The sequence below is a fragment of the Variovorax sp. BGA-UO-ETr-C22 genome, from assembly GCF_059567965.1.
Genome location: NZ_JCAQPA010000010.1, coordinates 459784 through 480783 on the forward strand (window position 1 = coordinate 459784; position 21000 = coordinate 480783).

At 67.2% G+C, this 21000-nt stretch carries 20 protein-coding genes; 12 read left to right on the forward strand and 8 right to left on the reverse strand.

Annotation, left to right across the window (positions count from 1 at the left end; genetic code table 11):
• Positions 1–46: 46 nt before the first annotated feature.
• From gspK to gspG, 5 genes are read right to left on the reverse strand one after another with little or no spacing between them, the layout of a single operon-like run.
• Positions 47–1090 (reverse strand): type II secretion system minor pseudopilin GspK, encoded by a 1044-nt coding sequence (gspK, locus tag AC57B8_RS15560; protein WP_495305740.1) that lies wholly within the window; start codon positions 1088–1090, stop codon positions 47–49.
• Complete coding sequence (locus AC57B8_RS15565; protein ID WP_159273966.1) at positions 1087–1767, reverse strand: PulJ/GspJ family protein; 681 nt, start codon at positions 1765–1767, stop codon at positions 1087–1089. The genes gspK and AC57B8_RS15565 overlap by 4 nt, the downstream gene beginning before the upstream one ends.
• A complete protein-coding gene (gene gspI, locus AC57B8_RS15570) occupies positions 1767–2147 on the reverse strand; it encodes a type II secretion system minor pseudopilin GspI (protein WP_307638382.1) in 381 nt (126 codons plus the stop codon). The genes AC57B8_RS15565 and gspI overlap by 1 nt, the downstream gene beginning before the upstream one ends.
• Positions 2144–2650, reverse strand: a complete 507-nt coding sequence (locus AC57B8_RS15575; protein ID WP_496480074.1) for a prepilin-type N-terminal cleavage/methylation domain-containing protein — start codon at positions 2648–2650, stop codon at positions 2144–2146. Before AC57B8_RS15575 ends, gspI begins: the two co-directional genes overlap by 4 nt.
• Positions 2625–3065: a type II secretion system major pseudopilin GspG gene (gspG, locus tag AC57B8_RS15580; protein ID WP_056573020.1), complete on the reverse strand. Its 441-nt coding sequence runs from the start codon at positions 3063–3065 to the stop codon at positions 2625–2627. Before gspG ends, AC57B8_RS15575 begins: the two co-directional genes overlap by 26 nt.
• A gap of 50 nt (positions 3066–3115) precedes the next feature.
• Here gspG and AC57B8_RS15585 point away from each other — a divergent pair, with 50 nt between their 5' ends.
• Positions 3116–3748 (forward strand): type II secretion system protein N, encoded by a 633-nt coding sequence (locus AC57B8_RS15585; RefSeq protein WP_369644670.1) that lies wholly within the window; start codon positions 3116–3118, stop codon positions 3746–3748.
• A 37-nt stretch (positions 3749–3785) separates the two neighbouring features.
• Here AC57B8_RS15585 and ilvA read toward each other — a convergent pair whose 3' ends face one another.
• Positions 3786–5351, reverse strand: a complete 1566-nt coding sequence (ilvA, locus tag AC57B8_RS15590; RefSeq protein WP_240531311.1) for a threonine ammonia-lyase, biosynthetic — start codon at positions 5349–5351, stop codon at positions 3786–3788.
• Between the two features lie 73 nt (positions 5352–5424).
• Between ilvA and AC57B8_RS15595 the strand changes: the two genes are divergently transcribed.
• The gene (locus tag AC57B8_RS15595) at positions 5425–6555 is read left to right on the forward strand and encodes a site-specific integrase (RefSeq protein WP_095743713.1); all 1131 of its coding nucleotides are present in this window, start codon (positions 5425–5427) and stop codon (positions 6553–6555) included.
• Between the two features lie 94 nt (positions 6556–6649).
• On the opposite strand, the gene AC57B8_RS15600 is transcribed toward AC57B8_RS15595, so the two are convergent.
• Positions 6650–7930, reverse strand: coding sequence for a porin (locus AC57B8_RS15600; protein WP_496480529.1), 1281 nt, complete (start codon positions 7928–7930; stop codon positions 6650–6652).
• Positions 7931–8202: 272 nt separating this feature from the next.
• On the opposite strand from AC57B8_RS15600, the gene AC57B8_RS15605 reads away from it, so the two are divergent.
• The gene (locus AC57B8_RS15605; protein ID WP_487848136.1) at positions 8203–8652 is read left to right on the forward strand and encodes an OsmC family protein; all 450 of its coding nucleotides are present in this window, start codon (positions 8203–8205) and stop codon (positions 8650–8652) included.
• A 27-nt stretch (positions 8653–8679) separates the two neighbouring features.
• Here AC57B8_RS15605 and coq7 read toward each other — a convergent pair whose 3' ends face one another.
• Positions 8680–9309, reverse strand: coding sequence for a 2-polyprenyl-3-methyl-6-methoxy-1,4-benzoquinone monooxygenase (coq7, locus tag AC57B8_RS15610; RefSeq protein WP_496480075.1), 630 nt, complete (start codon positions 9307–9309; stop codon positions 8680–8682).
• Positions 9310–9591: 282 nt separating this feature from the next.
• Between coq7 and AC57B8_RS15615 the strand changes: the two genes are divergently transcribed.
• The 9 genes from AC57B8_RS15615 to ygiD all read left to right on the forward strand — a co-directional run bounded on the left by AC57B8_RS15615 (position 9592) and on the right by ygiD (position 21000).
• Complete coding sequence (locus AC57B8_RS15615) at positions 9592–10836, forward strand: porin (protein ID WP_159278462.1); 1245 nt, start codon at positions 9592–9594, stop codon at positions 10834–10836.
• A gap of 184 nt (positions 10837–11020) precedes the next feature.
• The gene (locus AC57B8_RS15620) at positions 11021–12001 is read left to right on the forward strand and encodes an ABC transporter permease (RefSeq protein WP_056573001.1); all 981 of its coding nucleotides are present in this window, start codon (positions 11021–11023) and stop codon (positions 11999–12001) included.
• A 1-nt stretch (position 12002) separates the two neighbouring features.
• Entirely contained in the window at positions 12003–13277 is a 1275-nt protein-coding gene (locus tag AC57B8_RS15625; RefSeq protein WP_496480076.1) for a M20 aminoacylase family protein, read from the forward strand.
• A 31-nt stretch (positions 13278–13308) separates the two neighbouring features.
• Positions 13309–14889, forward strand: a complete 1581-nt coding sequence (locus AC57B8_RS15630; protein ID WP_070060000.1) for an ABC transporter substrate-binding protein — start codon at positions 13309–13311, stop codon at positions 14887–14889.
• Positions 14890–14994: 105 nt separating this feature from the next.
• Positions 14995–15906 (forward strand): ABC transporter permease, encoded by a 912-nt coding sequence (locus AC57B8_RS15635; protein WP_095948286.1) that lies wholly within the window; start codon positions 14995–14997, stop codon positions 15904–15906.
• Between the two features lie 20 nt (positions 15907–15926).
• Positions 15927–16997 (forward strand): oligopeptide/dipeptide ABC transporter ATP-binding protein, encoded by a 1071-nt coding sequence (locus tag AC57B8_RS15640; protein WP_495262656.1) that lies wholly within the window; start codon positions 15927–15929, stop codon positions 16995–16997.
• The gene (locus tag AC57B8_RS15645) at positions 16994–18034 is read left to right on the forward strand and encodes a dipeptide ABC transporter ATP-binding protein (protein ID WP_492734037.1); all 1041 of its coding nucleotides are present in this window, start codon (positions 16994–16996) and stop codon (positions 18032–18034) included. The genes AC57B8_RS15640 and AC57B8_RS15645 overlap by 4 nt, the downstream gene beginning before the upstream one ends.
• The gene (locus tag AC57B8_RS15650; protein ID WP_496480077.1) at positions 18031–19992 is read left to right on the forward strand and encodes a glycosyltransferase family 2 protein; all 1962 of its coding nucleotides are present in this window, start codon (positions 18031–18033) and stop codon (positions 19990–19992) included. Before AC57B8_RS15645 ends, AC57B8_RS15650 begins: the two co-directional genes overlap by 4 nt.
• Before the next feature lie 102 nt (positions 19993–20094).
• The gene (gene ygiD, locus AC57B8_RS15655; RefSeq protein ID WP_496480078.1) at positions 20095–21000 is read left to right on the forward strand and encodes a 4,5-DOPA-extradiol-dioxygenase; all 906 of its coding nucleotides are present in this window, start codon (positions 20095–20097) and stop codon (positions 20998–21000) included.

The following is a 21000-nucleotide window of genomic DNA, read 5'->3' on the forward strand; positions in this document are numbered from 1 at the left end:
CTACGTGCGTTTGACGGTGTTTTGATCAGAGAAAAGGAAACCGGCGTCAGGGTTTTGCCGGGGGCATGGTGGCGCCCGCGCCACGGGTGCGCCAGACGGTGGTCACGGCCAGGCCCTTGCGAAAGAGCAGCGAATGCTCCTCGACCCAGGTGCGGTCCAGCCGCAGCCGGCCGTACACCTCGAAATACTGGGTGCCCACACCGTGCTGGGCCGCATTGAAGCGCGAGCCGCCGCTGGGCAGGCCGGCGTTGGCTTCCTCGATGTTCTTGAAGAAGGAGCGGGTGCGCCGCTCCACCAGCTGGCGCGCGCTGGCGATGCCCAGCGATTCGACGCTCGCGCTGATGGCCTCGGCGCTGGCCGTGTTGAGGTTGAGCGTGGTGCGCTCCGGCAGGATCGTCACGTAGGGCTCGAGCGCGGCGGCGGTGGCGGGCGAGAGGCCGAGCCACACCAGCTGCGCGACTTCCTGCGGCATCAGCGGGGCGGCGCCGGTGTCGGCGCTGGCATCGCTGCTGCCGCCGCCGCTACCGCCGCCACCGCCTGAGGCTGCGTCGGTGCTGCCGGTGTGCAGCGCGCTCGCGAGCCGCGCGGTCATCTGGGTCAGCTCGCCGGCCGGCAAGCCCAGCAGGTTGAAGAGGCGCGTGAAGGTGGCGACGCTCGCCGGCACCGGCTTGCCGGCGTCCACCAGCGACAGCACGTTGAGCTTGGACTGCGCGTCGATGATGCGGCCCGACAGGAAGGCGTCGGGCAGGCCTTCGAGGTTGTCGCTCGCCACGTTCTTCTCGGCCGACAGGAAGCTGGTGAGGCGGGCTTCCTCGAGCGGCACGGCCCACGGCTCGCCGAGGTGGTCGGGGCCGCCGGCACGGCCGTCTTCGCCGAGGATCAGGCGCGACCAGTCGAGCGCGCCGATCAGCACCCAGGCCGCCTGCACGCGCGCGCGCTCGGCGCCTTCGACCTCGGCGGAACGCCACTGCTGCCAGAGCGCGGCGGCGGAAAAGGTGGCGACCAGCATCACGGTCAGCATGGCGGCGAGCAGCGCGGCGCCGCGCTGGCGGCGTGTGCTGGTCACGCGATGGCGTTGCGGCGCGGTCATGAGCGCGGCCCCCCGAGCGTCGGGCGCACCCAGTCACGCGTGAGCGTGCCCGAGAGCCCGTCGCCGGGTGGCAGGGTCAGCACCAGCCGCACGCCGTCGGGCATGGCGATGAGCGCGCCGGCCGGGTTGGACGGGTTCGCCGCCGCCACGGGCAGCGGCTCCGCCGGCACCCAGGCGTTGTTGCGGAAGTACGCGAGCTGCCAGCTGTTGACCGGCATCAGCGCCACGTCGGTGGCGCCGCCGGTGGGCGCGGCGCCGTCCTGTGCCCACGCGGCCGCGAGGTTCCAGGCCTGCACCCATTCGCCGCGCGTGGCGAAGGGCGCCGACTGCCAGCGCCGCCAGCGTGTGCCGTCCGCGCCGGGGCGCAGCGTCCAGGCGACGACCTGCACGGTCGGCGTGCTGGTGTCGCTGCCGCGGCGCGTCATGCGCAGCACGCGGCCGTCCCAGTCGATCGGGCGGGTCTGCGCGAGCAGGGTGATGGCGTCGAGGTCGGCGCTCCACTGCGCGAGCGTGGCCTGCAGCGTGAGCACCGCGTCGGCGCGCTGCTGGTTCTGCGTGGTGGCGCGCGACATGCTGTCCAGGCCGCGCCAGCTCACCAGCGCGAGCAGCGCCATCACGGCGATGGCGACCAGCAGCTCGATCAGCGTGAAGCCGCGCGCGCGCGAAGGCTTCGTCATCAGACGCGCCCCACCACGGTCGACACGCGCAGCAGCGGTGCGCTGCCTTCGTCGCGCACTTGCACGTCGACGCGCCGGAAATTCGGGTTGAGCGTGGGCACCGTCGTGGTCGTCACCAGGAAGGTGAGACCGGCCTGCAGGCAGATGGAGCCCGAGTCGCCGACGGCCGGCATCTGCCGCGACAGGCGCGCCTTGGCGAGTTCGTTTTCGGCGCACAGGCCGGCCAGCACGAGGTCGGACTGGCGCTGCGCATTGCGCGTGAGCGACATCGTGGCCTGCGAGCCGGCCGCCAGCGCGAGCGCGACGATGCCCAGCGCGATCAGCACCTCGACCAGCGTGAAGCCGTGGCTGGAGCCGGCGCGCCGCAGCCGTTGTCTCATGGCACGGCGAACACGGTGAAGGGCCGCAGCCCGTCGGTGGCGACGCGCAGCACGCGCGCGGGTGGGCCGTCGCTGTGCAACATGACCTGCTGCGCCGGAATGATGGGGTCGGGCCCGAGCTGCAGCGCCGCCACCGGGGTGTCGCCGCCCAGCAGGGGCTGGGCCGTGATGCCTGCGTGGGTCCAGCCGGTGGGCAGCGCGTCGGCGGGCAGGCCGTCGAAGACGAAGCCGCCGCCTTCGACGAGGCGCCAGCGCACCATGACGCCGCTGGCGCGCGACTGGGCGCGGGCCGATTCGAGCAGGGCGGCGAGGCGGTCGGCCTCGCGGTCGAGCGCGGCGGCGTTGGTGTCGCGCATCGCGAAGCTCACGCTGGCGGTCGCGATGGCGATGATCGCGATCACCACGATCAGCTCCAGCAGCGTGAAGCCGCGCGCTGCGTGAGGCGGTGGCAGCACCACGCGGCCGGGGGCGATGCGCTTACTGCCAGCTGCCGATGTCGGCATTCTTGCCCTCGCCGCCGCTCTGTCCGTCGGCGCCGAAGGAGAGCACGTCGATTTCGCCCTTGATGCCCGGGTTCATGTACTGGTACGGATGGCCCCAGGGGTCGTTGGGCAGCTTCTCGACGTAGGGTTTCCAGTTGGGCGCGGCCGGGCCCGCGGTGGGGCGGGTCAGCAGCGACTGCAGGCCCTGCTCGGCGGTCGGGTAGCGCTGGTTGTCGAGGCGGTAGAGCTTGAGCGCCTGCATCAGGTTGTTGATGTCGGTGCGGGCGGCGGTGACGCGGGCGTCGTCGGCGCGCTCGATCACGTTCGGCACGATCAGCGCAGCGAGCACGCCGATGATGACAAGCACCACCATGAGTTCGATCAGCGTGAAGCCGCGTTGTGCGGTGCGGGAGACGGAACGAAGGAGTTTGTTCATAGCTTGCGGGGACATGAGGCGGTAAGCGCGCTGCATGATAATCCGCGGCCATGACAAGTCCTTACTCCGCAGCCCGCTGGCATGCCCCACTTGCAACGACGGGGCTTTGGGCGTTGGCCGCGGGCGCCGCGGTGTTCTGGGCGCTGCGGCTGGCCTCGCCGGCCGACGCCGTGGCCGCTGCGGCCACGATGCCGCGCGCACCGGTCGCGGCCGATGCCGAGGCGGTGGCCCGGTTGCTGGGCGTGGTCACGGTGACCTCGAACGCCCCCGTGGCGCCGGAGGCCGCGAGCCGCTTCGCGCTGTCGGGCGTGGTGGCCGATCCGTCGAACCAGGGCGCGGCGCTGATCTCGATCGACGGCAAGCCGCCGCGGCCGTTCCGCGTCGGCTCGAAGGTCGGTGAGAGCTATGTGCTGCAGTCGGTGGGCGTGCGCGCGGCGACGCTCGGTGCCCAGCGCGACGGGCCCGCGGCGTTCACGCTGCAGCTGCCGGTGCGTGCGCCGCTGAGCATGGGGCTTCCGACGCCGCCTGCCGGTCTGTCGTCGGTGCAGTCAGCTGCGCCAGCCGGGCCGTTGCCGGCCACGATGCCGACGATGGTGATGCCGCCGCCGCAGCAGCAGCAACTTCCCGCCACGGCGGGCGCCGCGATGGAGCCACCGCCGCAGGCGCAGACCCCCGCGCAGTAAGCGCGGCGGTTTTTTTCTTTCTCTTCTCTTCTTTTCTTCAGGCCTGGAGGAACAGGCGGTAGGCCGGGTTGGCCGTTTCCTCGACGCAGGGATAGCCCAGCGTTTCGAGGAAGCTGTCGAAGGCCGCCGACTCTTCGGCCGGCACCTGCAGGCCCACGAGGATGCGCCCGTAGTCGGCGCCCTGGTTGCGGTAGTGGAACAGGCTGATGTTCCAGTTCGGCCGCATCAGGCTCAGGAACTTGAGCAGCGCACCCGGACGTTCGGGGAACACGAAGCGCAGCAGGCGCTCGTCGTGCGCCAGCCCCGTGCGGCCGCCCACCAGGTGGCGCAGATGCTCCTTGGCGAGCTCGTCGTGCGTGAGGTCGAGCGCGTCGAAGCCGTGTTCGATGAAGACCTTCGCGATGGTGGCCGACTCGCCACGCGCCGAGGTCGTGAGGCCGACGAACACGTGGGCCTTGGCGGCATCGCTGATGCGGTAGTTGAACTCGGTCACGTTGCGCGGCGCGCCACCGGCCGGCAGCTGGCTGATGAGTTCGCAAAAGCGACGGAAGCTGCCGCGCTCTTCGGGGATGGTCACGGCGAACAGCGCCTCGCGCTCCTCGCCGACCTCGGCCCGCTCGGCCACGAAGCGCAGCCGGTCGAAGTTCATGTTGGCACCGCACAAAATCGCCGCGTAGGTCTCGCCTTGCCGGCCATGCTCGGCCGCGTACTGCTTGATCGCCGCCACGGCCAGCGCGCCCGCCGGTTCGACGATGCTGCGCGTGTCGACGAACACGTCCTTGATGGCGGCGCACACGGCATCGGTGTCGACCGAGATGTAGCCGTCGACCAGGTTCTGCGCGATGCGGAAGGTCTCCTCGCCGACCAGCTTGACGGCCGTGCCGTCGGAGAACAGGCCGACGTCGGGCAGGTTCACGCGCTGGTGCGCGGCGACCGATTGCATCATCGCGTCGGAGTCGTTCATCTGGACGCCGATCACCTTGATCTCGGGCCGCACGGCCTTGATGTAGTTGGCCACGCCGGAGATGAGGCCGCCGCCGCCGATCGCCACGAACACCGCGTCGAGCGGGCCCTGGTGCTGGCGCAGGATTTCCATCGCGATGGTGCCCTGGCCCGCGATGACGTCGGGATCGTCGAAGGGATGGACGAAGGTCAGGTTCTGCTGCGTCTGCAATTCGAGCGCATGCAGGTAGGCGTCGGAATAGCTGTCGCCGTGCAGCACGATCTCGCCGCCGAAACCACGCACTGCATCGATCTTCAATTGCGGTGTGGTCACGGGCATCACGATCACGGCGCGCGTGCCGAGCTTGCGCGCGCCGAGCGCAACGCCTTGCGCGTGATTGCCGGCCGATGCGCAAATCACGCCGCTCGCCAATTGCGCTTTGCTCAGGTGCGCCATCTTGTTATAGGCGCCGCGCAGTTTGAAACTGAATACGGGTTGCTGGTCCTCGCGCTTGAGCAACACGGTATTGCCGAGCCGCTCGCTGAGCGCGCGCGCCTTCTCCAGAGCGGACTCGACGGCCACGTCGTAGACCCGCGCATTGAGGATTTTTCTGAGATAGTCGGCGGGCGTTAACGCCGCAGTAACAGGTGCATTGCGCAAGATCTTTTCCAGGGAGTTTTCATTTGCTAACCATCAATCATAAGAGGCATCGGTATTGCATGCGGGGAATGGCATGGACACAAATGTCATAAACCTATTCCGCAAGGCTCCTGCTGCAAATGATTCCGGTTTTTTTGCGCGCACCTATCCCGCGATTCATACGCCCGCTAATTCACTAACAGTTGGGCAGAATTTGTTATCAGTTTCTGTCAGCGACCTTTCGAAGGGACTGATGCAGGCCGAGGCCGCGCGCGTGCAACGCGGCGAAATCGGACGGCCCACATGGCAGGTCATGGGCAACAGATTGCGTGCGCACATCGTTCCGTTGCTGGGCGATGTGCCGGTGGCTGTGTTCGCGACCGCAGACGTGCAGCGCCTGATCGATCACCTCGGCGAACAAGGCTTTACCAGCACGACGATCGCGCAGTACCTCGTGTTGCTGCGCAAGGTGGTCATGCATGGCGTGCACGTCGGTGCATTGCGCGAGGCCCCCGTGTTCCCGAAGGTCAAGGTGCGCAGCCAGCCGCGCGGCAGTTTCAGCGTGGCGGAGTACCGTGCGCTGATCGCGGCGGCGCGCAGCTTGCGCGGCCATTCGCACCCGGTGCTGGACCGGTTGACGGCCGGCGAACGTTTCTGGATTGCTCGCGAATTGCTCGTCATGCCCGACGAGCTGCCGTGGCTGATCCGCTGGATGGTCAACACCTTCGTGCGTCCCAGCGACATCAAGCTCATGAAGCACAAGCACATTGAGGTGGTGCGAGGCAAGCACGTCTACCTGCGGATGAACCTGCCGGAGACCAAGCGGCACAGCCAGCCCATCGTGAGCCTGCGACCTGCCGTTCGTGTCTATGAATGCCTGCGCGCGTACCGCGAGACGCATGGCTTCGGCGGGGCGGAAGACTACATCTTCATGCCGCACCTGAAGAACCGCGAGCACGCGCTGGCGGTTCTCAATTTCTTCTTTCACTGGGTGCTCGAAAAGACCGGTCTCGAGAAAGGACCGCTGGGTCAGTCGAGGACGCTGTATTGCTTGCGCCATACGGCCATCACGTTGCGGCTCTTGTATGGGCAGGGGATCGACATGCTGACACTGGCGCGCAACGCGCGAACGAGCGTCAACATGGTCGAGCGTTTCTACGCATCGGTGCTGAGCGGAGAAATGAATGTGGGGCTGCTGCAGAGCAGGCGTGGCCGGATGAATTGAGGAAGGACAAAAAGCCGCCCGGCTTGAACCGGGCGGCTTGTGCGTTTGCAGATTCAAACTGGCGTGGGCCAGCATGTGAATCGACAGCGAACGATCAGAAGGCGTGACGGATGCCGAAGTCGTAGCCCGTCGAGGTCTTCGGCGTGAAACCGTTGCCGGTACCTTGGAAGCCCGTGCCGCCGACGGTCAGCGATGCGCCGTTCTTGTTGCTCACGCGAGCAACGGTGGCGTACAGGGCAGTGCGCTTCGACAGGTTGTGCACGTAGCCGATCGCCAGCTTGTTGGCCTTCTTGTCTGCGGGCAGCACTTCCCACGGGTTGCGGGCAACCAAGTTCTCGTCGTACTTGACGCTCGAGTACGAAGCGCGGATCAAGCCAGCACCGACCGGCACGGTCACGCCGAGCAGGTAGCCGGTCAGGTCGATGTCCGGACGGCCGCCGAGGTACGGTTCGACTTCGTAGTCGATCTTGTTCTTGGCGCGCGACAGTTCACCGAACAGCTTCACGGGGCCGAAGTCGTACGAAGCGCCCAGGTTCAGCGTGTTGACCTTGGTGGTCGTGCCGACGTAGAACTGGTCACCCACGGTGCTGCTGCCATAGGCCAGCGCAACGTCCAGCGGGCCGTTGGCATAGCCGAAGCGACCGCCGACATAGCGACCGGTGCGCGATGCGTTTTCCGCGAGGGGCGTTGCGGTGCCGGGGCTGTACTTGGTCTTCTCGTGGAAGCCGTACATCACCTGGCCGTAGAAGCCGCCCAGGTTCGGCGGCAGGAAGTAGCCGATGCTGTTGCCGGCGCGAACGTAGTTGCTTCCACCGGCATCGGGGAGCTGCGGAACGTTCTTGAGGGCGTCGGGGAGCTTCTTGCCGTCGGCATAGCCGGTGAAACCGCCGAACGAGCCGTTGGCCGTCGAGACCAGGTTGGTGCCCACGCCGTTGGTGCCGAACGGGTCGAACACGGTGTCGTTCCAGAACGTCGGGGTGTAGTCGCGGCCGAGGCGGACTTCACCGAACCCGCCCGACAGGCTCACGGTCGAACGGCGCGTGAATGTCGAGACGCCCGTCTGGCCGTCGTCGTTGCTGATCGGGGCTTCGAGCCAGAAGCTGGCGGCCAGGCCACCACCGAGGTCTTCCGTGCCACGGAAGCCCAGGCGGCTGGAGTTGTAGCCCGAGTGGGCCAGTTCGCGGCGGCTCGCCTTGATGCTGCCGCGGTTCAGGTAGAACGGGTTGTAGATGGGGAAGCCGAGCCGGTCGTACGTGACGCCATTGCCCAGGTCCCGCGAGGTGGACGAGTAGCCGCTGATCGACGCGTCGACCACACCAAACAGCGTGACGGACGACTGAGCCGAGGCAACACCGGCAACAGCCAGGGCAGCCAGAGCAGCTGCCCTTTCGGAGTGGACGGCTAGAGTGGCGCGGCCATCGGGGCGCACAAAGAAAAAAGCCCCGAGTCTTGCGACTCGGGGCTAAATCCACCAATTGGAAGGGTGGAGGAGACAACTGGGTGCGCACCATGAAGTGCGCAGCAATGAAATAGAGTATACCCACCCTTTGTTGCGATGCAACAAGCAGGCGATGCTTTTCCCACACACAAACCGATGTTGGCGTGCACTTTTGCGCACCAATTCATCCCAATTGGAGCTGAAACACCATGGAATGCACAGTAAGTTGGACTGGTGACGCAGGCACCCGATCGGCCATGGGCTTCGTGGCCGAGACCGGCAGCGGCCATGTCCTGATGATGGACGGCGCTCCGGATGCGGCCAAGCCCGAGAACGGCGGCCAGAACCTGGCCGCGCGGCCGATGGAAACCGTGCTCGCTGGCACGGGTGGTTGCACGGCCTACGACGTGGTGCTCATATTGAAGAGGGGGCGCCATCGTGTCGAGCGCTGCAGTGTCAAGCTGACCAGCGAGCGCGCCGAAAAGGACCCCAAGGTCTTCACCAAGATCCACATGCACTTCACCGTGGCGGGCAAGGGCATTCCGGCCATCGCCGTGGAGCGGGCGATCGCTCTCAGCCACGAAACCTACTGCTCCGCCAGCATCATGTTGGCGAAGACGGCGGAAATCACGACCAGCTTCGACCTGATCGAGACCTGAAACGCCGGGTGGCGGTGCGCCGGAGCCTCAGATCCGGTGGGCGACGGTCGTCATGACCCGCGATGCCAGGCGCATCAGGGCCTTGGCCGGGGCCGGCAGTTCCGCTGCGCCCGCGTCGACGGCCTGCGTGGCATGGCGGGCCTCGTCAATCTTCATCTGCTCGACCACGGCGCGGGACGCGTGATCGGTCGGCGGCAGCCGGTCCAGGTGGCTTTCGAGGTGTGCTTCCACCTGCCGTTCGGTTTCGGCGACGAAGCCGAGGCTCAAGGGATCGCCCAGGCGTCCGGCAATCAGGCCGAGACCGAAGGCGCCTGCATACCAGAGTGGGTTCAGGAGGGACGGGCGGGCGCCCAGGTCGTCCAGCCGCTGCCGGGTCCACGCCAGGTGATCGGTTTCCTCATGCGCGGCTTCCAGGAAGTGCGCGCGCAACGCCGGGTCCCGCGCCACGGCGGCCTGGGCGGTGTACAGCGCCTGTGCGCAGACTTCGCCGACATGGTTCACGCGCATGAGCGCACCGGCTTCGCGGCGCTCCGATTCGCTCAATTCACCTTGCGGCTGGATCGCGGACGGAAGCGCCCGGGTGGCGTGAGATCGGGCAAAAAGCGTGCGCAAAGCCGCATCGGCGGCAGTCAGGGCGGGGTCGAGCAGGGCGGTCATGGGTCTATTTGAACGCACCTGTCCGGCGATGCAAGGACAGCACATTTCGTTTCATATCGTGGCAAAACCACCCGTCTAAGTCCTTTGTTGCACGACTGCAACGAAACACACGGGGCTTCCAAGATTTAGGGCGATTTGTTTTGCCCTGCCGCAGCGGCTCTGGTGCAATAGCATCAACTTCCCAAAAGGAGGTTGGCCCGGGGTCCGGTGGGAGCACAAAAGTGCCAGTCACGGTGAGCCCTTCGCACCGGAGCCCTATGTTTAACCTTGGAGAAACTTGCAATGAAAAAATCTCTAGTTGCTCTGGCTGCCCTGGCTGTTGCCGGTGTTGCCTCGGCTCAGTCGTCCGTCACGCTGTTTGGTGTGGTCGACGCGTCGATCAGCGGCTACTCGTCCACCTCGCGTGACCTGAACGGTGCCACCTTCCTGAACCCGTTCTACCTGAACAAGGGCAGCGTCAAGGCAAGCCGTCGCGAACTGGCTAACTCGGGCTACAACTCCAGCCGTCTGGGCTTCCGTGGTACGGAAGACCTCGGTGGTGGCCTGGCAGCCAGCTTCTGGCTCGAAGCTCCGATCAGCAACGACAACGGCCAAGAAGGCATCGCCACGTTCGCACGTCGTTCGACCGTGAGCCTGTCGGGCGGTTTCGGTGAAATCCGTCTGGGCCGTGACTACACCCCGACGTTCTGGAACGACACCGTGTTCGATCCGTTCGGCACCAACGGCGTTGGCACCAACCTGATCTCGACGGCCAATGGCTCGTTCGGCGCATTCGGTACCCCCGCTGCTTCGACCGCTCCGTTCACCAACGTTGGCTCCAGCAACTACGTCCGCGCCAGCAACACCATCGGCTACTTCCTGCCGCCGAACCTGGGTGGTTTCTACGGCCAAGTGCAGTACGGCTTCGCTGAGAAGACCAAGTACAGCCCTGGCCTGGCAACGCCTGATGTGGCTAACAGCCAGCGTCAAGGTCGTTACGTCGGTGGCCGCTTCGGCTACGCCAACGGCCCCCTGGACGTTGCTCTGGCTTACGGCAGCAGCACCGTTGGTGACCAGTTCTACGTCGGCACGACCACCAAGGTCAACACGCTGAACCTGGGCGCTTCGTACGACTTCGGTCCCGTGAAGCTGTTCGGTGAACTGTCGCGCGCCAAGAACAAGGTTGACTACGAAGTCACCCCGTTCGCTGGTGGCCGTCCTGACATCGACCTGACCGGTTACCTGCTCGGCGTGACCGTGCCGGTCGGTGCTGGCCTGATCCGCGCTTCGTACTCGAGCGTCAAGTACGACTACAACCAGCCCGCAGTGCTGTTCCAGCCCGCAGTTGCTGACCCGAAGGCCAACAAGCTGGCTATCGGCTACGTGCACAACCTGTCGAAGCGCACGGCTCTGTACGCTACCGTTGCTCGCGTGAGCAACAAGAACGGTGCAGCTCTGACCGTCGGCGGCCCGGCTTTCGTGACCACGGGTGGCTTCACCCCGAAGACCTCGACCGGCTACGACTTCGGTATCCGTCACGCTTTCTAATTTGATGCTGGCGCAAGCCAGCTTCGAATCGAAAGACTGAAAGCCACCCGGCGCAAGCCGGGTGGCTTTTTCTTTTGGCGCGCGCCTGTTCTCACTCGTAAAAATTGCGCCTCCACCCCCGGGGAACCCCCGTGCGGGCACGCTGCTTGCACTGCTAGCATGCCGCGATCACTCTTGTTGCTGAATGACTGCCTTTGTACTGCGCCGCCTGATCCAGGCCGTGATCGTGATGATCGCGGTTGCGTTCATTGCCTTCCTCCTCTTTCAATATGTCGGCGACCCGGTCGTGTTCCTGCTGGGGCAGGATGCCAAGCCCGACCAGATCCGTGAAATGCGCGCCGCATTGGGGCTCGACCGACCCTTCTTCGTGCAGTTCTGGCACTTCCTCGTCAACGCCGCGCAAGGCGAATTCGGACTGAGCCTGCGCCAGGGCGCCAAGGTGTCGCGCCTGATCGGCGAGCGCTTCCCGGCCACGCTCGAACTCGCACTCGTGGCCGCGGCCCTGGCGCTGTTCGTCGGCATTCCGATGGGCGTGTACACCGCCCTGCGCCGTGGCACCTTCATGAGCCAGGTGTTCATGACCGTCTCGCTGCTCGGCGTGTCGCTGCCCACCTTCCTGATCGGCATCCTGCTGATCCTGGTCTTCGCCGTGACGCTGGGCTGGTTCCCGAGCTTCGGGCGCGGTGACACGGTGCAGTTCGGCTGGTGGACTAGCGGGCTCTTCAAGGCCGACGGCTGGCACCACATCATCCTGCCGGCGGTGACGCTGGCGATCTTCCAGCTCACGCTGATCATGCGGCTGGTGCGCGCCGAGATGCTCGAGGTGCTGCGCACCGACTACATCAAGTTCGCGCGCGCACGGGGCCTGTCGAACCGCGCGATCCACTTCGGCCACGCCCTCAAGAACACGCTGGTGCCGGTCATGACCATCACCGGCCTGCAGCTCGGCGGCCTGATCGCTTTTGCCATCATCACCGAGTCGGTGTTCCAGTGGCCCGGCATGGGGCTGCTCTTCATCCAGGCCGTGACCTTCGCGGACATTCCGGTGATGGCCGCCTACCTGTGCCTGATCGCGCTGATCTTCGTGGTGATCAACCTCGTGGTCGACCTGCTGTACTTCGTGGTCGATCCCCGGCTGCGCGTGGGCAAGGCGGGAGGCCACTGAGGTGAGTGTCGCAACAGCTGCCGCAACGCCGCGCCTGCAGGCCTCCGGCCGGGCCTTCGCGCACATCGCCAGCTTCTACCCCGAGATCACGGCCTTTCGCCGCGACCTGCACGCCCACCCCGAGATCGGCTTCGAAGAGGTCTACACGGCGGGCCGTGTGCGCGAGGCGCTGCGCGCCTGCGGCGTGGACGAGATCCACGAGGGCATCGGCAAGACCGGTGTCGTCGGCGTCATCCGCGGCAAGTCGACGGCCAGCGGCCGCATGATCGGCCTGCGCGCCGACATGGACGCGCTGCCCATGCGCGAGGACAACGACTTCGGCTGGCGCTCTGCCAACGACGGCCTGATGCACGGCTGCGGCCACGACGGCCACACCGCCATGTTGGTCGGCGCCGCGCGCTACCTGGCCGAGACGCGCGACTTCGACGGCACCGCCGTGCTGATCTTCCAGCCCGGCGAAGAAGGCTTGGCCGGTGCGCGCGTGATGATCGAGGACGGCCTGTTCGACCGCTTCCCGGTGAACGCCGTCTACGCCATGCACAACTGGCCCGCGATGCCGGCCGGCACCGTCGGCATCAACCGCGGCGCGATGATGGCTGCGGCCGACCGCGTGACGATCGAGATCAAGGGCAAGGGCGGCCATGGTGCGCATGCCTACCAGACCATCGATCCCGTCGTGGTGGCTGCGCACATCATCACCGCGGCGCAGACCATCGTGTCGCGCAGCGTGCGCCCCATCGACGCGGCCGTCGTCAGCATCTGCGCCGTGCAGGCCGGCGACCTCGGCGCGATGAGTGTGATCCCGGGCGAGGCCACGCTGGTCGGCACCGTGCGCACCTTCAGCGCACGCGTGCAGGCGCAGGTCGAGCAGCGACTGAGCGAGCTGTGCACGGCCATTGCCACCGGCTTTGGCGCGACCGCGACGATCAAGTACGAACGCATCTACCCGGCCACGATCAACACCGCGCCCGAAGCGATGTTCGCGGCCGACGTGGCGCAGGCGCTGGTCGGCGCGAAGAACGTCGATCGCAACCTGGAGCCCAGCATGGGCGCCGAAGATTTTTCCTTCATGCTGCAGAAGAAGGCCGGTGCCTATCTGCGCATCGGCCAGGACGCCCGCAGCGGCGCCTTCCTGCACAACAGCCGTTACGACTTCAACGACGAGATCCTGCCGCTGGGCGCCGCTTTGCATGCGGGCCTGATCGAGCAGGGCATGCCGCTGGCTGCTACCCGCAGCCTGCAGCCAGGGAAAGCCGCCGCCACCGCGGCGCCGTGATGTGTTCGATTTCAACCCGAGGAGTGTTCCCATGAGTTTCAAGAAGCAAGCGGCTGCGGTCGCTGTCCTGTGCGCCCTGGGCGCCGTCAGCATGGTCGCCAGCGCGCAGACCATCCGCATCGCGAACCAGGGCGACGCCCTGTCGCTCGACCCGCACTCGCTCAACGAGTCGCTGCAACTGAGCGTCACCGCCAACGTCTATGAAACTCTCGTGGGCCGCAACAAGGACCTGAGCCTGGCACCGCTGCTGGCCACGAGCTGGAAGCAGACCTCGCCGAACGTGTGGCGCTTCGAGCTGCGCAAGGGCGTGGTGTTCCATGACGGCACGCCGTTCAGCGCCGACGACGTGGTGTTCAGCTTCGCGCGTGCGCAGGGCGACGGCTCCGACATGAAGGCCACGCTCAGCGAGATCAAGGCCGTGCGCAAGGTCGGCGACCTCGCCGTCGAAATCGAAACCAACGGCCCGTTCCCGATCCTGCCCGACGTGATCTCGCTCACCATGATCATGAGCAAGAAGTGGTGCGAGGAAAACCAGGCCACCAAGCCGGTCGACCGCCGCAAGGGCATCGAGAACACCGCCTCGTTCAAGGCCAACGGCACCGGCCCGTTCCGCGTGCGCGAGCGCCAGCCCAACGTGCGCACCGTGTTCACACGCAACGGCACCTACTGGGGCAAGATCGACGGCAACGCGCAGGAGATCGTGTTCACGCCCATCGCCAACCCCGCGACCCGCGTGGCCGCGCTGGTCTCCGGCGAAGTCGACGTGATGGAGCCCGTGCCCGTGCAGGACATCGCGCGCATCAACGCCGCGCCCAACGCCCGCGTCATCACCGGCCCCGAGATGCGCACCATCTTCCTGGGCATGGACCAGAAGCGCGACGAGCTGCAGTACTCGAACGTGAAGGGCAAGAACCCGTTCAAGGACAAGCGCGTGCGCCAGGCCTTCTACCAGGCCATCGACATCGCCGGCATCCAGCGCACCGTGATGCGCGGCGCCTCCAAGCCCACTGCGCTGCTCGTCGGCCCGGGCATCAATGGCTGGACCGCCGACCAGGACAAGCGCTTGCCCTTCGATGTCGATGCCGCCAAGAAGCTGCTGACCGAAGCCGGCTACCCCAACGGCTTCGAAGTCTCGATGAACTGCCCGAACGACCGCTACGTCAACGACGGCCAGATCTGCCAGAGCGTGGCCGCCAACCTGGCCAAGATCGGCGTCAAGATCAACCTCGTGGCCGAGACCAAGGGCACCTACTTCCCGAAGATCCTGCGCCGCGACACCAGCTTCTACATGCTGGGCTGGACCCCGACCACCTACGACTCGCACAACGCGCTGAGCTCGCTCACCTCGTGCCCCGACGACAAGGGCACGGGCCAGTTCAACCTGGGCGCCTACTGCAACCCGAAGCTGGACGAGCTGACCAAGAAGATCCAGTCCGAGTCGGACAAGGCCAAGCGCAACGAGATGATCAAGGAAGCCTTCAAGGTCCACACCGACGACATCGGCCACCTGCCACTGCATCAGCAGTCGCTGGCCTGGGGCGTGAGCAAGAAGGTCGAGCTGGTGCAACTGGCCGACAACTTCATGTACTTCAAGTGGATGAGCATCAAGTAAGTCGACCGTGGGCCGCTGCCTGAGCGGCCCGACCATGGGCCCGCTTCTTGCGGGCCCATTCCTTTTTTGCTTCACGATGAAAAATAACCCCCACGCGGCCCGGCGATGAAAAAAACCCTTGCTCGCTGGCTCGACAGCGATGTCGGCTACAGCTTCCGCACCTCGCCGGTGGCGATCGCCGCCGCCGTCATTGCGCTGGTGTGCGTCTTCTGTTCGGTGTTCGCTGGATGGGTGTCGCCGCACAACCCCTTCGACCTCGCCACCCTCGAACTCGGCGACGCCCGCCTGCCGCCGGCGTGGAGCGCCGAAGGCTCCACCAAATACATCCTCGGCACCGACGACCAGGGCCGCGACATTCTTTCGGCCGTGATCTACGGCGCCCGCATCTCCCTGATCGTCGGCGTGGTGTCGGTGGTGCTGTCGGTCGTGGTCGGCGTGGTGCTCGGCCTGCTGGCCGGCTTCTTCGGCGGCTGGCTCGACTCCTTCCTCATGCGCGTGTGCGACGTGATGCTGTCGTTCCCGCCCATCCTCGTCGCGCTGCTCATCGCCGGCGTCGGCCGCGCGCTCTTTCCGGGCGCGCACGAGTCGCTGGCCTTCGGCGTGCTGATCATCTCGATCTCGCTCACGGGCTGGGTGCAGTACGCGCGCACCGTGCGCGGCTCCACGCTGGTGGAGCGCAACAAGGAGTACGTGCAGGCCGCGCGCGTCACCGGCGTGGCGCCGCTGCGCATCATGCTGCGCCACGTGCTGCCCAACGTGATGGGTCCGGTGATGGTGCTGGCCACCATCCAGGTCGCGACCGCGATCATCACCGAGGCCACGCTCTCGTTCCTGGGTGTCGGCGTGCCGCCGACCTCGCCTTCGCTGGGCACGCTCATCAGCATCGGCAACCAGTACCTGTTCTCGGGTGAATGGTGGATCACGGTGTTCCCGGGCCTGATGCTGGTGCTCATCGCACTCAGCGTGAACCTGCTCGGCGACTGGCTGCGCGACGCGCTCAATCCGCGCTTGCGCTGAACAGAAAAGGAGAACGCCTCATGACGCTGCTCCAGGTCAAAGACCTCGTCGTCGAATTTCCGAACCGCCGCGGCACGCTGCGCGCGCTCGACCGCATTTCCTTCGACATCGCGCCCGGTGAAATCCTCGGTGTGGTGGGCGAATCGGGTGCGGGCAAGTCGCTCACCGGCGCGGCCATCATCGGCCTGCTCGAACCGCCGGGCCGCGTGGCCAGCGGTGAGATCCTGCTCGAAGGCCAACGCATCGACAACCTCGGTTTCGATGCGATGCGCCCCATCCGCGGCCGCAAGATCGGCGCGATCTTTCAAGATCCGCTGACTTCGCTGAACCCGCTGTACACCGTGGGCCGCCAGCTCATCGAGACCATCCGCACCCACCTGCCCGTGACCGAGTCGGAAGCGCGCAAGCGTGCCATCGGCCTGCTGCAGGACACCGGCATTCCCGCCGCCGAACAGCGCATCGACCACTTCCCGCACCAGTTCTCGGGCGGCATGCGCCAGCGCGTGGTGATTGCCCTGGCGCTCGCGGCCGAGCCCAAGCTCATCGTGGCCGACGAGCCGACCACCGCGCTCGACGTGTCGATCCAGGCGCAGATCATCCAGCTGCTCAAGCAGGTCTGCAAGGAGCGTGGCGCGGCGGTGATGCTCATCACGCACGACATGGGCGTGATCGCCGAGACCTGCGACCGCGTGGCCGTGATGTATGCCGGCCGCATCGCCGAGATCGGCCCGGTGCACGAGGTGATCCACCAGCCCGCGCATCCCTACACCTCGGGCCTGATGGCGTCGATCCCCGACATGACGAGCGACCGCGAACGGCTCAACCAGATCGATGGCGCCATGCCGCGGCTCAATGCCATTCCGACCGGTTGCGCCTACAACCCGCGCTGCCCGCGCACCTTCGCACGCTGCCTGACCGAACGGCCCGAACTGATGCATGCGGGCGCCACGCGCGCCTCCTGCTGGCTGCACGACGCCGCCGACCCGCATGCGGGCCAGGCCGAGATTGCCGCGCAGCACCACGACGCCCTGGCGGCCGGCGAGCGCGCCACGCCCGAGGCGGCCGAACCCCTGGCAGAGGTGACCCGATGAGCGCCGTGATCGAACCCCGCAAGGACGCCGCGGCGACAAAGACCGGCGAGCCGCTTGTGGTCGCGCACGACCTCGCGCGCACCTTCGACGTCTCGCCGCCCTGGCTCAACCGCGTGCTCGAACGCAAGCCGCGCGTGCTGCTGCATGCGGTCGACGGCGTGAGCTTTTCCATCGAGCGTGGCAAGACGCTGGCGCTGGTCGGTGAATCGGGCTGCGGCAAGAGCACCGTGGCGCGCCTGCTGGTGGGCCTGTATGCGCCCACGCGCGGCGGCCTGCAGTTCGACGGGCAGGACGCGCACGCCGCGTTCAAGACGCCCGAAGGCCGTCAGCTGCGCCGGCGCATCCAGATGATCTTCCAGGACCCCTACGCGAGCCTCAACCCGCGCTGGATCGTCGAGGACATCATCGGCGAGCCGCTGCGCGAGCACGGCATCCTGAGCGACAAGGACGCGCTGCGCCAGCGCGTGGGCGAGCTGCTGCAGTCGGTCGGCCTCTCGCCGCTGGACATGAGCAAGTACCCGCACCAGTTCTCGGGCGGCCAGCGCCAGCGCATCTCCATCGCGCGCGCGCTCGCCACGCAGCCCGAGTTCCTCGTGTGCGACGAGCCCACCTCGGCGCTCGACGTGAGCGTGCAGGCGCAGGTGCTCAACATCATGAAGGACCTGCAGCGCGAGCAGGGCCTGACGTACCTGTTCATCTCGCACAACCTCGCCGTGGTGCGTCACGTGGCCGACCAGGTCGGCGTGATGTACCTGGGCCGGCTGGTCGAGGTGGCCGACAAGCAGAAGCTCTTCGCCGAGCCGCAGCATCCGTACACCCGCATGCTGCTCGACGCGATCCCGCAGATGAAGCACACCGGCCGTGCGCGCACGCCAGTGCAGGGCGAGGTGCCGAACCCGCTGAACCCGCCGACCGGCTGCGCCTTTCATCCGCGCTGCCCGCATGCGAATGCGCGCTGCTCGACCGAGCGGCCGCAGTTGCTGAGCCTGAAGGGCGTGCAGGTGGCCTGCCATGCGGTGGAGGAAGGCCGTGTGTGAATGAGGGCGGCAGCCCGCAGGGCTGGCCGGCGGACTTTCCGTACCGGCCGCACCTGCGCTTCTGCTCGCTGGGCAACGAGAACGTACGGGAGGTGATGGAGGGCTTTCGCCTCGCCTGCGAACGCCTCGGCTACACCACAAGCATTGCGCCGGGGCCGGGTGTCGACAACGACGACATCAATCTCTTCTTTTTCGCGATGGGCCTGAGCCTGCCCTCGGACGACGAGCTGCCGCCGAACGCGATCGTCGTCAACTTCGAGCCGGCCCTGCCCGCGTTGCTTGCGGAGATGCCCGGCTACCAACGGCTGCTGCAGCGCGCCCACGTGTGGGAGTACAGCCTCGAGAACATGGTGCACCACCCGGCGCTGGGCATCCATCGATCCGACTACGTGGGCCCGGGCTTCGAGCCGCTGGCCACGCCGCTGCTGCCGGCGTCCGCGGTGCTGGACGACGCGCAGCAGGACATCGACGTCATCTTCTTCGGTGAGACGACGCCCCGGCGGCTGCAGGTGCTGGAGGCATTGACGGCTGCGGGACTGCGGGTGGCCTACCCCTTCGGCACCGCCTGGACGCCGGCGCAGCGCGACGCCTTGCTGCCGCGCGCCAAGGTCGGGCTGAACATGCGCAAGGCCGATCACTCCAGCACGGTGGAGCTGCCGCGCCTGTCGATCCTGCTGCGGCATCGCAAGGCCGTGGTGTCGGAGCTGTATCCGCATTCCGAGATTCCGCCCGTGTTGCGCGACGCGGTCGAAGGGTGCACGAAGGACGAGCTGGTCGACCGCGTGCGCGCGCTGGTGGCCGATGCGCCGCGGCGGCGCGCACTGGAAATCGCCGGACCGCGGGCGTTGCAATCCTTGCCGCCGCAGCATGAGGTGCTGGCGGGGGCGATGCAGCGTTATCTTGCGGCGGCTCGGCAGCGATGGGTGGGGCAGCAGGCGCTGAACGACGACGGACCTGCTTCGCAGGTGTCGGTGCTGATGGTGATGCGCGACGACGAGGCAAACGTTGCAGAGACCCTGGCATCGATCGCTGAGCAAACCCTGCAGCCGCACCAGATCATCGTGGTGGACGACGGCTCCACCGACGCCACCGTCGACGTGATTCGCGCGCGCATGGCCGCCGACCCTCGGCTGGCTGGGCTGCTGCTGTTGCAGGCGCCCGTCCCGATGGGCTGGGCCGCCGCCGCGCAATGGGGGTTGATGCAGGCGCGCGGCAACGCGCTGGCGCTGTGGGCGCCGACCGTGCGCTGTGCGCCCGAGCGCCTGCAGGTGCAGTCTGCGTTCCTGCGCGCGTCGCCGGAGATCGGCGCGGTCGGTGCCTGGTTCGTCCGCGATGGCGACGCGGAACCACCGATGCAGCGCCTGCCGGAGATGCACGACCAGATCCTGGCCGCGTTGCTGGCCCACTTGCCGCACGAACAACCGCTGCTGATGGGCGGCCTGATGCTGTCGCTGCCGCGCATCCAGCAACGCGGGCTCGGCTTCGACGACACGCTCGGCCGGTTCGCATGGCTCGGCCTGTTGCTGGAACTGGTGCGCGGCGGCGCACGGCTCGCCAACCTCGGCATGAGTCTGAGCCGACTGACGCGCCGCCACGCCACGGGCGTGGCGGAAATCGATGTGAGGGCGCTGGCCCATGTGCGAGAGCGTCTGCTGCCCCTGGTCTTCCCCGAAGTGCCGTCCGCCGAGGCGCAACGGCTGGCCCGGCTCTATGGCCAGCAATGGGCGCCCGACGCCGACGATGCCACGGCGCTGCTGCGCGACATGGCGAGCGCCTGCGAGCGTCAGGGCGACGTCCACGCGACCACCGTGCTGCGCGGCGAGAGCCTGCGCGTGCTGGCGGTGTATGCGGAGAACGGGCGGCTGGCGCCGGGCTACCTCGGCACGCTGATGCGCGAGCCCTTGCTGCGCGATTTCCTGGCGCCGCTGGGCGAGCGCCTGCGTGCATTCGTGCCGTGAACCATGGTGCTTGCGCCGGGCGGTGTGCGTAAACGCACTTTCCAAGCCCTCACTCTGTTGCACAGTCTTGGGTTGGCCCCGAATCCACACCCCCCCGACACGATGACCTCCTCCCCGATGACCCGCCTGCTCGGCCGCCGCGGCTTTCTCATGGGCTCGGCGCTGGGCGCGACCGCCGCGCTGGCGTCGATGACCGAGATCGCACACGCGGCCGGCGCAACCCCGACGCGCCGCATGCCCGTCATCTTCATCGGCCACGGATCGCCGATGAACGCGCTGGCGGACAACGCCTTCACGCGCCGCCTCGCCGCCTGGGGCCGCGAGCTGCCGCGCCCCACGGCGATCCTCAGCGTGTCGGCGCACTGGCTCAGCCAGGGCGCGACCGGGGTCACGGTGCAGACACGGCCCAAGACGATCCACGACTTCGGCGGCTTTCCGCAGGCGCTGTTCGACATCGAATACCCCGCGGCCGGTCATCCCGCACTGGCGCGCGAAACGATCGGCGCCGTCAAGCAGGCGCCGGTGATCGCCACCGAGCAGTGGGGGCTGGACCACGGCACCTGGACCGTGTTGAAGCACCTGTACCCGAAAGCCGACGTGCCGGTTTTCCAGCTCAGCATCGACTACGACAAGCCGGCGGCGTTCCACCATGCGGTGGGGCGCGACCTGGCGGCCTTGCGCGACCAGGGCGTGCTCGTGATGGGCAGCGGCAACGTGGTGCACAACCTGCGTGCCACCGACCGCGGCACGCCCGATGGGCTCAAGGCGAGCCGCCCGTGGGCGCAGTCGTTCGACGAGGCGGTGAAAGCCGCGCTGGCCGGCCGGGACGACCGCGCGCTGATCGGCTACGAAAAACTCGAAGGGGCGTCGACCGCCGTGGCCACGCCGGACCACTACTTTCCCTTCCTGTATGCCCTGGGCGCTGCGGCGCCGGGCGAGCGTGCGAAGACGGTCTACGAAGGCTTCCAGTCGGGCACGCTCAGCATGCGCTGCCTCCAGTTCGGTTGA

What these genes read in the sequence shown, in the direction of transcription:
- gspK (WP_495305740.1), bottom strand. Translation starts at nt 1,090, where the DNA reads ATGACCGCGCCGCAACGCCATCGCGTGACCAGCACACGCCGCCAGCGC.
- AC57B8_RS15565 (WP_159273966.1), bottom strand. Translation starts at nt 1,767, where the DNA reads ATGACGAAGCCTTCGCGCGCGCGCGGCTTCACGCTGATCGAGCTGCTG.
- gspI (WP_307638382.1), bottom strand. Translation starts at nt 2,147, where the DNA reads ATGAGACAACGGCTGCGGCGCGCCGGCTCCAGCCACGGCTTCACGCTG.
- AC57B8_RS15575 (WP_496480074.1), bottom strand. Translation starts at nt 2,650, where the DNA reads ATGCCGACATCGGCAGCTGGCAGTAAGCGCATCGCCCCCGGCCGCGTG.
- gspG (WP_056573020.1), bottom strand. Translation starts at nt 3,065, where the DNA reads ATGAACAAACTCCTTCGTTCCGTCTCCCGCACCGCACAACGCGGCTTC.
- AC57B8_RS15585 (WP_369644670.1), top strand. Translation starts at nt 3,116, where the DNA reads ATGACAAGTCCTTACTCCGCAGCCCGCTGGCATGCCCCACTTGCAACG.
- AC57B8_RS15595 (WP_095743713.1), top strand. Translation starts at nt 5,425, where the DNA reads ATGGACACAAATGTCATAAACCTATTCCGCAAGGCTCCTGCTGCAAAT.
- AC57B8_RS15605 (WP_487848136.1), top strand. Translation starts at nt 8,203, where the DNA reads ATGGAATGCACAGTAAGTTGGACTGGTGACGCAGGCACCCGATCGGCC.
- coq7 (WP_496480075.1), bottom strand. Translation starts at nt 9,309, where the DNA reads ATGACCGCCCTGCTCGACCCCGCCCTGACTGCCGCCGATGCGGCTTTG.
- AC57B8_RS15615 (WP_159278462.1), top strand. Translation starts at nt 9,592, where the DNA reads ATGAAAAAATCTCTAGTTGCTCTGGCTGCCCTGGCTGTTGCCGGTGTT.
- AC57B8_RS15620 (WP_056573001.1), top strand. Translation starts at nt 11,021, where the DNA reads ATGACTGCCTTTGTACTGCGCCGCCTGATCCAGGCCGTGATCGTGATG.
- AC57B8_RS15630 (WP_070060000.1), top strand. Translation starts at nt 13,309, where the DNA reads ATGAGTTTCAAGAAGCAAGCGGCTGCGGTCGCTGTCCTGTGCGCCCTG.
- AC57B8_RS15635 (WP_095948286.1), top strand. Translation starts at nt 14,995, where the DNA reads ATGAAAAAAACCCTTGCTCGCTGGCTCGACAGCGATGTCGGCTACAGC.
- AC57B8_RS15640 (WP_495262656.1), top strand. Translation starts at nt 15,927, where the DNA reads ATGACGCTGCTCCAGGTCAAAGACCTCGTCGTCGAATTTCCGAACCGC.
- AC57B8_RS15645 (WP_492734037.1), top strand. Translation starts at nt 16,994, where the DNA reads ATGAGCGCCGTGATCGAACCCCGCAAGGACGCCGCGGCGACAAAGACC.
- ygiD (WP_496480078.1), top strand. Translation starts at nt 20,095, where the DNA reads ATGACCTCCTCCCCGATGACCCGCCTGCTCGGCCGCCGCGGCTTTCTC.